The 8002-nt window shown below is 65.4% G+C and carries 8 protein-coding genes and 1 pseudogene; 7 read left to right on the forward strand and 2 right to left on the reverse strand.

The window, feature by feature from the left end:
* Positions 1-81: 81 nt before the first annotated feature.
* Together Q0Q36_RS00890 and Q0Q36_RS00895 are read right to left on the reverse strand one after the other, a co-directional pair.
* The gene (locus Q0Q36_RS00890; protein WP_293794890.1) at positions 82-933 is read right to left on the reverse strand and encodes an FkbM family methyltransferase; all 852 of its coding nucleotides are present in this window, start codon (positions 931-933) and stop codon (positions 82-84) included.
* A 54-nt stretch (positions 934-987) separates the two neighbouring features.
* Entirely contained in the window at positions 988-2169 is a 1182-nt protein-coding gene (locus tag Q0Q36_RS00895; RefSeq protein ID WP_293794891.1) for an HD domain-containing phosphohydrolase, read from the reverse strand.
* Between the two features lie 210 nt (positions 2170-2379).
* Here Q0Q36_RS00895 and map point away from each other — a divergent pair, with 210 nt between their 5' ends.
* The 7 genes and pseudogenes from map to Q0Q36_RS00930 all read left to right on the forward strand — a co-directional run.
* The gene (map, locus tag Q0Q36_RS00900; RefSeq protein WP_293794892.1) at positions 2380-3201 is read left to right on the forward strand and encodes a type I methionyl aminopeptidase; all 822 of its coding nucleotides are present in this window, start codon (positions 2380-2382) and stop codon (positions 3199-3201) included.
* Positions 3198-3935, forward strand: a complete 738-nt coding sequence (gene radC / locus Q0Q36_RS00905; RefSeq protein WP_293794893.1) for a DNA repair protein RadC — start codon at positions 3198-3200, stop codon at positions 3933-3935. The genes map and radC overlap by 4 nt, the downstream gene beginning before the upstream one ends.
* Positions 3935-4303 carry a DUF488 domain-containing protein gene (locus Q0Q36_RS00910; protein WP_293794895.1) on the forward strand — a complete coding sequence of 123 codons (369 nt, stop codon included), beginning with the start codon at positions 3935-3937 and terminating at the stop codon, positions 4301-4303. Before radC ends, Q0Q36_RS00910 begins: the two co-directional genes overlap by 1 nt.
* A gap of 207 nt (positions 4304-4510) precedes the next feature.
* Complete coding sequence (locus Q0Q36_RS00915) at positions 4511-5926, forward strand: circularly permuted type 2 ATP-grasp protein (protein WP_265060040.1); 1416 nt, start codon at positions 4511-4513, stop codon at positions 5924-5926.
* A gap of 73 nt (positions 5927-5999) precedes the next feature.
* Positions 6000-6941: an alpha-E domain-containing protein gene (locus Q0Q36_RS00920; RefSeq protein ID WP_293794896.1), complete on the forward strand. Its 942-nt coding sequence runs from the start codon at positions 6000-6002 to the stop codon at positions 6939-6941.
* A gap of 54 nt (positions 6942-6995) precedes the next feature.
* Positions 6996-7823: a transglutaminase family protein gene (locus Q0Q36_RS00925; RefSeq protein ID WP_293794897.1), complete on the forward strand. Its 828-nt coding sequence runs from the start codon at positions 6996-6998 to the stop codon at positions 7821-7823.
* A 49-nt stretch (positions 7824-7872) separates the two neighbouring features.
* Positions 7873-8002: pseudogene (locus Q0Q36_RS00930) on the forward strand (peptidase); the annotation flags it as partial.

An 8002-nucleotide genomic window follows, 5' to 3' on the forward strand; every position in this document is an offset into this window, starting at 1 on the left:
GGCTTGCGTCCAAGAGCTAGGCTTTCCCGGCGAAGCGTCAAGCACCGCGGCCGACGCGCCGGCCATGACGCAACTGCGCGCTCAGGCCTGCTTGCGTTCGAACATCAGGTTGAGCCGCGTCTGGGCGACGAGCTTATAGCCACTGCGCTCCAGCAGGCTCACGAGGTCGGTCTGCCAGCGCTGGCGCGAATCCTCGATGATGACGAAGCCCGGCCAAAGTGCCGGCGGCGCATCGCGCAGGAAGGGCTCCAGAATCAGATCTTCGGCGCCCTCGACGTCGAGCTTGATCGCATCGATGCGGTCATAGCCTTCCCCCTCGACCAGCGAGAGCAGCGTCATCGCCGGCACCCTGACCGAAGTCCCGGCGCTCGAATTGAGAATGCGGACGCTCGATTCGCCGCGATTGGTCGGATCGATGAACAGGGTCAGTTCGCCAGGCTTGTCGGCCAGCGCGCAAGCCACCGCCTTGACGGTCCCGAACGGATTCTGCGCGATGTTGAAGGCCAGCCGCGCGAAGATATCGGGCTGCGGCTCGACCGCGAGGATGCGGGCGCTCCGCCCGGCCCGCGCTGCGACGAAAAGCGAATAGGCGCCGATATTCGAGCCGATATCGATGAAGGTGAAGCCCTCCCGCAGCCGCGCGGTGAGTTGCTCGCGCTCGACCGCGTCAAAATATTGCGGCGTGAACAGCACCCGCTTCTCGCAGACATTGCCGCTCGGATAGAGGCGCATCTTCGCCCCCAGCGACTCGATATCGACCGGCGCGCCGTCGAGCGACTGCAGGCCGAGGCGCCGCAGCACATAGGCCATCTTGCGCCCGAGATAGCTGTCGGGTGCCATGCGCGTCCGGGCGATGATGCGCGCGAGATAGGCTTTTGGAGCGAAGGCGCCGAAAGGCTGCTCTTCCACCGGGGTCTGTTCGATACTGGCCATTGCGCCAGCCTGATACACCGCGCCGCGCTCGCGCGCCAGTCGTCGGTGGCGGTCTCAGCGCCCGTCGGAGAAGCGGGCGTGTATCTCGCCGAACCGCGGGGCGATCTCGTTGAAGACGTCGACGAGCCGAGGATCGAACTGCCGGCCGCGTTCGGCGACGACCACCGCGACCGCCTCGTCATGCGTCATCGCCTCCTTGTAGACCCGCTTGGTCACAAGGGCATCGTAGACGTCGGCAATGGCCATCAACCGCCCGGAGAGCGGAATGGCCTGGCCTGCGAGTCCTTGCGGATAGCCAGTCCCGTCCCAACGCTCGTGATGCGTGTGGGCGATCTCCTTGGCGAGCCGCAGGAAGGAGCTCGAGCCGCCGAGATGGCGCTCTGCATTGGAAATGGCGACCCGCCCGAGCTCGGCATGGGTCTGCATCGTCGCCCGTTCGTCATCGTCGAGCCGGCCGGGCTTCAGCAGGATGCTGTCGGGAATGCCGACCTTGCCGATATCGTGCAGCGGCGCCGATTTGAACAGCAGGTCGAGCGTGGCGTCGTCCAGCTCTGCGGCGAAAAGGCCGCGCTCGCGGGCGCCCTCGGCCAGAACGCGCAGATAATGCTGGGTGCGGCGAACATGATTGGCCGTCTCGTTGTCGCGCGTCTCGGCCAGCGAGGCCATGGCCAGGATGACGGCATCCTTGGCGCGCTCCGCCTCCTCCAGCGCCGTCGAGAGCGAGTTCACCAGCGCGATATTGGTCATGGCGACGGCCGCGCTGTTGGCGATCCGCCTGAGCGCCCGGATCACCTCCGGGGCCGGCCGGTGGCGATGCGCCCAATAGGCGCCGATCGCCGCGACGGGATCGTCCTGTCGAACCGGCACCATCACCAGGCTGCGCACGAAGGTCGGCCGGTAGGCTTCATGGGGAATGCGGTCGTCCTCGTCGATATCCTCGATGACCACGACCTCGCCATGCTGCATCGCCCAGCCGGAGATGCAATGCTCCATCGGGAAGCGCTGCCCCTTCCATAGCGGCGCGATCGCGTCCTCGTCGGCATAGTAGCAGCGGCCATTGTCGCGCAGGATGAAGCTGATCCCGTCGGCGCCGGTCAGTCCTCGAGCATTGCGACGTACAACGGTCATGACCTCGTCGATGCCGCGCGCCATCGCAAGGTCGAGCGAGAGCCGGTCGAGCGCGCTGAGCGTCGGGTCGGATGAATCGGCCAATGCGGGGGAAACTGACGCTTTCATGTGTCCTAAGGAGAACAAACCGGGCAGACGAAAGGTGCGGGCGGCAAGCTGCCGCAAAAAAGTTACAATTCCACCAACGTCAGCACAACGATCATCCGCGCATGCTGACCCTGCGGCAACGCAGGCGCCGAGCCTGTCCTCGCCACGCCAACCGGCTTGCGTGCGCCAGCAAACGCAATAGATAAGAGAGCGAGGAGTTTTCCGCGCACAATGACCTTCGAAGACACCATCGGCCGCTCGCGTTCGCGCGAGCCCGCCATCAAGATTCACGGCCCCGAGGCCTTCGCGGCCATGCACAAGGCCGGCCGGCTGACTGCCGCCGGCCTCGATATGCTCGGCTCCTACGTCAAGTCCGGCGTCACCACGCAGCGCCTCGACGATCTCGCTTTCCAGTTCGCCATGGACAACGGCGCCTATCCGGCGACGCTGTTCTATCGCGGCTACACCAAGTCGATCTGCACCTCGATCAATCATGTCGTCTGCCACGGCATTCCCGACGACAAGCCTCTGCGCGAGGGCGACGTCCTCAATATCGACTACACGCTCATCGTCGATGGCTGGCACGGCGATTCGAGCCGCATGTACGGCGTCGGCGAAATCTCACGAAAGGCCGAGCGCCTTGTCGAGATCACCTACGAGAGCCTGCAGCGCGGCATCAAGGCGGTGCGCGCCGGCGCCACAACCGGGGATATCGGTTTCGCGATCCAGCGTTATGCAGAGGCCGAGCGCTGCTCGGTGGTGCGTGATTTCTGCGGCCACGGCATCGGCCAGCTCTTCCACGACGCGCCGAACATCCTGCATTACGGCAGCCCTGGCGAAGGCGTGCTGCTGAAGCCCGGCATGGTGTTCACCATCGAGCCAATGATCAATCTCGGCAAGCCGGGCGTGAAGGTGCTGTCGGACGGCTGGACCGCGGTGACGCGCGACCGCTCGCTCTCGGCCCAGTTCGAGCACCAGATCGGCGTCACCGAGCAGGGCTGCGAGATCTTCACGCTCTCGCCCGCCGGCCTCGGCAATCCGCTCGCGCGATGAGTGTCGGCATCGGCAAGGGACCGCGCAAAGGACCCTCGCCGGCAGCCGCCGCCAATGGCGATACGCCACACTATCACGGCCACCGCGACCGCTTGCGCGCCCGGTTTCAGGAAGCGGGTGCCGAGACGCTGCCGGACTACGAATTGCTGGAGCTGCTGCTCTTCAGGTCGATCCCGCAACGCGACGTGAAGCCTCTGGCCAAGGAACTGATCCAGCGCTTCGGCTCGTTTGGGGAAGTGCTGGGCGCGCCCGCGGCGCGCCTGACCGAAGTGAAGGGCGTCGGTGAAGGCGTCGCGCTCGATCTCAAGATCGTCGAAGCCGCCTTGAAGCGCATGGCCAAGGGTGCGGTCGGCAAGCGGCCCGTCCTGTCGTCCTGGTCCTCGGTGCTCGACTATTGCCGGATGGCGATGGCCTTCGCCGAGCGCGAGCAGTTCCGCATCCTCTTCCTCGACAAGAAGAACATCCTGATCGCCGACGAGGTCCAGCAGACCGGCACTGTCGACCATACGCCGGTCTATCCGCGCGAGGTGATGCGCCGCGCGCTCGAACTTTCGGCCTCCGCGATCATCCTGGTGCACAACCACCCCTCGGGCGATCCTACGCCCTCCGGCGCCGACATGCGGATGACGCGCGAGCTCGTCGACATTGCGAAACCCCTGGGCATCGCCATCCACGACCACATCATCGTCGGCCGCGACGGTCATGCCAGCTTCCGCAGTCTCGGACTGATCTGATGGCGCAGCTCACCGTCAAGCGCGTCTACGATCTCCCGGCACCCGGCGACGGCACGCGCATACTCGTCGACCGGCTCTGGCCGCGTGGGGTCTCGAAGGACCGGATCGACCTTTGGCTCAAGGACCTCGCGCCCAGCGACGCGCTCCGCCACGAATTCCACGGCCATCCCGACCGCTGGGACGAGTTCTGCGCCGCCTATGCGACCGAGCTCGGCAGCCCGTCGGCGCAGACCGCGCTTGAGGCTCTGGCGGCCGAACGGAAGAAGGGACCGGTCGTCCTGCTCTACGCGGCGAAGGACGAGAATCGGAACAACGCGGAAGCCTTGCGCCTCTGGCTGGACGGCCGCCCGAATTCGGTCCAAGAATAGCGTCGGCATGACCGCCTGGCGCGGCGCGACGAAGGAACAGCCGCGTTCTGCGGGCGGGTTCATCTTTGCCAACATCGACTAAAGCAAACTGTACCTGATCAATACTGCCCATGAAAAAGGCAGATCAGCTCAATTGCACGGCTATTCTCCCTCTTCCCGAACGGCCGCGAATGCGCATAGGCTGGATTCAACGGGGAAGAGGGTTGCATGGTCGCATTCGATGAAATGAGCGGTTCGGGGGCCGAGTTGAGGCCCGCCTACGAGGCCCTGGATCGCTGGCTGAAGGAGGCGCCGCCGGAGATGCTGGCGCTCAGGCGCAGCCAGGCGGAACTGTTCTTCCGCCGCATCGGCATCACCTTCGCTGTCTATGGCGACGAGGAATCGACCGAGCGCCTGATCCCCTTCGACATCATCCCGCGCGTGCTGACCAAGCCTGAATGGACGAAGCTGGAAGCCGGCCTGCGCCAGCGCGTCACCGCGCTCAACATGTTCCTGGCCGATGTCTACGGCCCCAAGGAATGCCTGAAAGCGGGCATCATCCCGCCCGATCTGGTCTATCGCAATGCCTGCTACCAGCTCGAAATGGTCGACTTCAAGGTCCCGCACGATATCTACTGCCACATCGCCGGCATCGATGTGGTGCGTGTCGACGCCGATACCTTCTACGTCCTCGAGGACAATGCCCGCACGCCCTCCGGTGTTTCCTATATGATGGAGAACCGCGAGGTGATGCTCCGGCTCTTCCCGGAACTGTTCTCGACGCATCGCGTCGCGCCGGTCGACAACTATCCGGACCAGTTGCTCGCGACCCTGCGCTCGGTCGCGCCGCGCAGCGCCTCCTCGGACCCGACGATCTGCCTGCTCACGCCCGGCCAGTACAACTCGGCCTTCTACGAGCACTCCTTCCTCGCCGACAAGCTCGGCGTCGAGCTGGTCGAGGGTTCTGACCTCCTGGTCAAGGACGACGTCGTCTATATGCGGACGACCCAGGGGCCGAAGCGTGTCGACGTGATCTACCGGCGCATCGACGACGACTTCATCGACCCCCTCGCCTTCCGCAGCGATTCCGTGCTCGGCGTTCCCGGCATCATCGGCGCCTACAAGGCCGGCAACGTCACGCTGGCCAACGCCGTCGGCACAGGCGTCGCCGACGACAAGGCGGTCTACAGCTACATGCCGGAGATCGTGAAGTTCTTCACCGGCGAGGAGCCGATCCTGAAGAACGTCCCGACCTATCGCTGCCGCGAGCCCGAGGCCAACGCCTATGTGCTCGACAATCTCGAGAAGCTCGTCGTCAAGGAGGTCAACGGCTCGGGCGGCTACGGCATGCTCGTCGGCCCGCACGCCAACAAGGCGCAGATCGAGACCTTCCGGCGCAAGCTCAAGGCGAGCCCCGAGGGCTTCATCGCCCAGCCGACGCTGGCGCTCTCGACCTGCCCGACCTTCGTCGCCTCCGGCGTCGCGCCGCGCCATGTCGACCTGCGCCCCTATGTGCTTTCCGGTGCCAACGGCATCTCCTGCGTACCGGGCGGCCTGACCCGCGTCGCGCTCAAGGAAGGCTCGCTCGTCGTCAATTCCAGCCAGGGCGGCGGCACCAAGGACACCTGGGTGCTCGACGCATGACAGACTTGCCCACGCCCGCGCCCGCCCTTCTCCCGAAACAGCCTGCCATCCCGCGGAAAGGCACACGCTGACCATGCTTTCGCGTACCGCAGACAGCCTCTACTGGGTTTCCCGCTATGTCGAGCGGGCCGAATATCTCGCCCGCATCCTCGACGCGACGACGCGCCTGACCAACCTGCCGACGACCTATGGCGGCGCCGGCACGGAATGGCAGAGCGCGGTCCTCACCGCCGGCTGCGAGGAGGCCTTCGCGAAGGCCTATGGCGAGGCCAACGAACGCAATGTCTGCGATTTCCTCACGTTCAACCCGGACAACCCCTCCTCGATCCGCAACTGCCTGGCCCAGGCACGCTCGAATGCCCGTGCGGTGCGCACGGCGCTGACTTCGGAGATGTGGGATGCGCTGAACGGCGCCTGGCTGGAGCTGCAGCGCTTCGAGAAGAAGCGCATGGACCGCGAGGAATTCGCCCGCTTCCTCGACTGGGTGAAGAACGTCTCGCTTGTCTTCGACGGCTCGGCTTACCGGACCATGCTGCGTGACGATGGCTATTGGTTCTCCCGGCTCGGCGTCTATCTCGAGCGCGCCGACAACACCGCCCGCATCCTCGACGTGAAATACCATGTGCTGCTGCCGGCCAACGAACAGGTCGGCGGCTCGCTCGATTATTTCCAGTGGACCACCGTGCTGCGCGAGGTCTCGGCGCTGACCGCCTATCACTGGGTCTATCGCGAAGCGGTGAAGCCTATCCTGGTCGCCGATCTCCTGGTGCTGAACCGGCGCATGCCGCGCTCTCTGGCGGCCTGCTACGAGAGCATCTCGCGCTTCCTCGACTCGCTCGGCGACGCCTATGGCCGCCAGGGTCCGGCCCAGCGCCAGGCCCGCAAGACGCTGGCGAACCTCAGCAATACACGGATCGACGACGTCTTCGTGCATGGGCTGCATGAATTCATCGAGGAGTTCATCACCGAGAACAACCGCCTCGGCAACACCATCTTCGAGCAGTATCTGCAATGAGCGGCCACACCGCGCCCGCGACGCGACTACCGTAAACCCTGCCCGGACTGGACCATGCGGATCAGGATTTCCCATACGATCGGCTACGACTATGCCGAGCCGGCACGCCATATCACGCAGATTCTGCGCCTGACGCCGCGCGACCATGACGGCCAGCACGTCATGTCCTGGCGCATCGAGCCGAATGTCGACGGCCGCCTGCGCGCCTCGCAGGATGCCCATGGCAATATCGTGCATTCATTCTACGCCGACGGCCCGATCTCCGCGCTCGCGATCCGCATCGACGGGCTGATCGAGACGATCGATCTCGCCGGCGCTGTCCGCGGCGGGCTGGAGCGCGTGCCCTGTGAGGTCTATTGTCGCGACACGCTCCTCACCGCCCAGGACGAGGCGCTACGCGGCTTCGCCGAGGACGTCACGGCAGGCGCCGGCACGCCGCTCTCGCGCATGCATGCGCTGATGAACGCCGTCAGCGATCGCATGCATTGCGTCGAGGCCAGCGGCCGCGCCGGCGTCGGCGCTGCCGCGGCCTTTGCCGCCCGCGAAGCGATCGCACAGGACGTTGCCCATGTCTTCATGGCCTGTGCTCGCCATCTCGGTCTGCCCGCCCGCTATGTATCCGGCTATGTCGCGCAATCCGACAGCCTGCCCCATGGCAACGGCGCCCATGCCTGGGCAGAGGTCCATCTCGACGACTATGGCTGGATCGGTTTCGACTGCGCCAATGCACTCTGCCCGATCGACACGCATGTGCGTGTTGCGATAGGGCTCGATTACGCGGATGCCGCACCGGTCCGCGGCTCGCGCCAGGGCGGCGAAGGCGAGAACCTCAACGTCCTCGTCAACGCCCGCGAGGCCGAAGGCCGCTTCGCCAATCAGTAGCCGCCCCTCCTTCCAGCGGGGTGCGCCAGGACGACAGGAAGAGAAACCCGTGACCTATTGCGCCGGAATCCTCGTGCAGGATGGCCTCGTCATGATCGCCGACACCCGCACCAATGCCGGGCTCGACGACATCTCGACCTTCCGCAAGCTGCATGTCTTCAACTGGCCGGGCGACCGCA

The sequence above is a fragment of the uncultured Allobosea sp. genome, from assembly GCF_945957345.1.
Classification (GTDB): domain Bacteria; phylum Pseudomonadota; class Alphaproteobacteria; order Rhizobiales; family Beijerinckiaceae; genus Allobosea.

Bases quoted from the DNA above. Each gene is read 5' to 3' on its own strand.
- Q0Q36_RS00895 (WP_293794891.1), bottom strand. From the start codon at position 2,169: ATGAAAGCGTCAGTTTCCCCCGCATTGGCCGATTCATCCGACCCGACG.
- Q0Q36_RS00890 (WP_293794890.1), bottom strand. From the start codon at position 933: ATGGCCAGTATCGAACAGACCCCGGTGGAAGAGCAGCCTTTCGGCGCC.
- Q0Q36_RS00915 (WP_265060040.1), top strand. From the start codon at position 4,511: ATGGTCGCATTCGATGAAATGAGCGGTTCGGGGGCCGAGTTGAGGCCC.
- Q0Q36_RS00910 (WP_293794895.1), top strand. From the start codon at position 3,935: ATGGCGCAGCTCACCGTCAAGCGCGTCTACGATCTCCCGGCACCCGGC.
- Q0Q36_RS00925 (WP_293794897.1), top strand. From the start codon at position 6,996: ATGCGGATCAGGATTTCCCATACGATCGGCTACGACTATGCCGAGCCG.
- map (WP_293794892.1), top strand. From the start codon at position 2,380: ATGACCTTCGAAGACACCATCGGCCGCTCGCGTTCGCGCGAGCCCGCC.
- radC (WP_293794893.1), top strand. From the start codon at position 3,198: ATGAGTGTCGGCATCGGCAAGGGACCGCGCAAAGGACCCTCGCCGGCA.
- Q0Q36_RS00920 (WP_293794896.1), top strand. From the start codon at position 6,000: ATGCTTTCGCGTACCGCAGACAGCCTCTACTGGGTTTCCCGCTATGTC.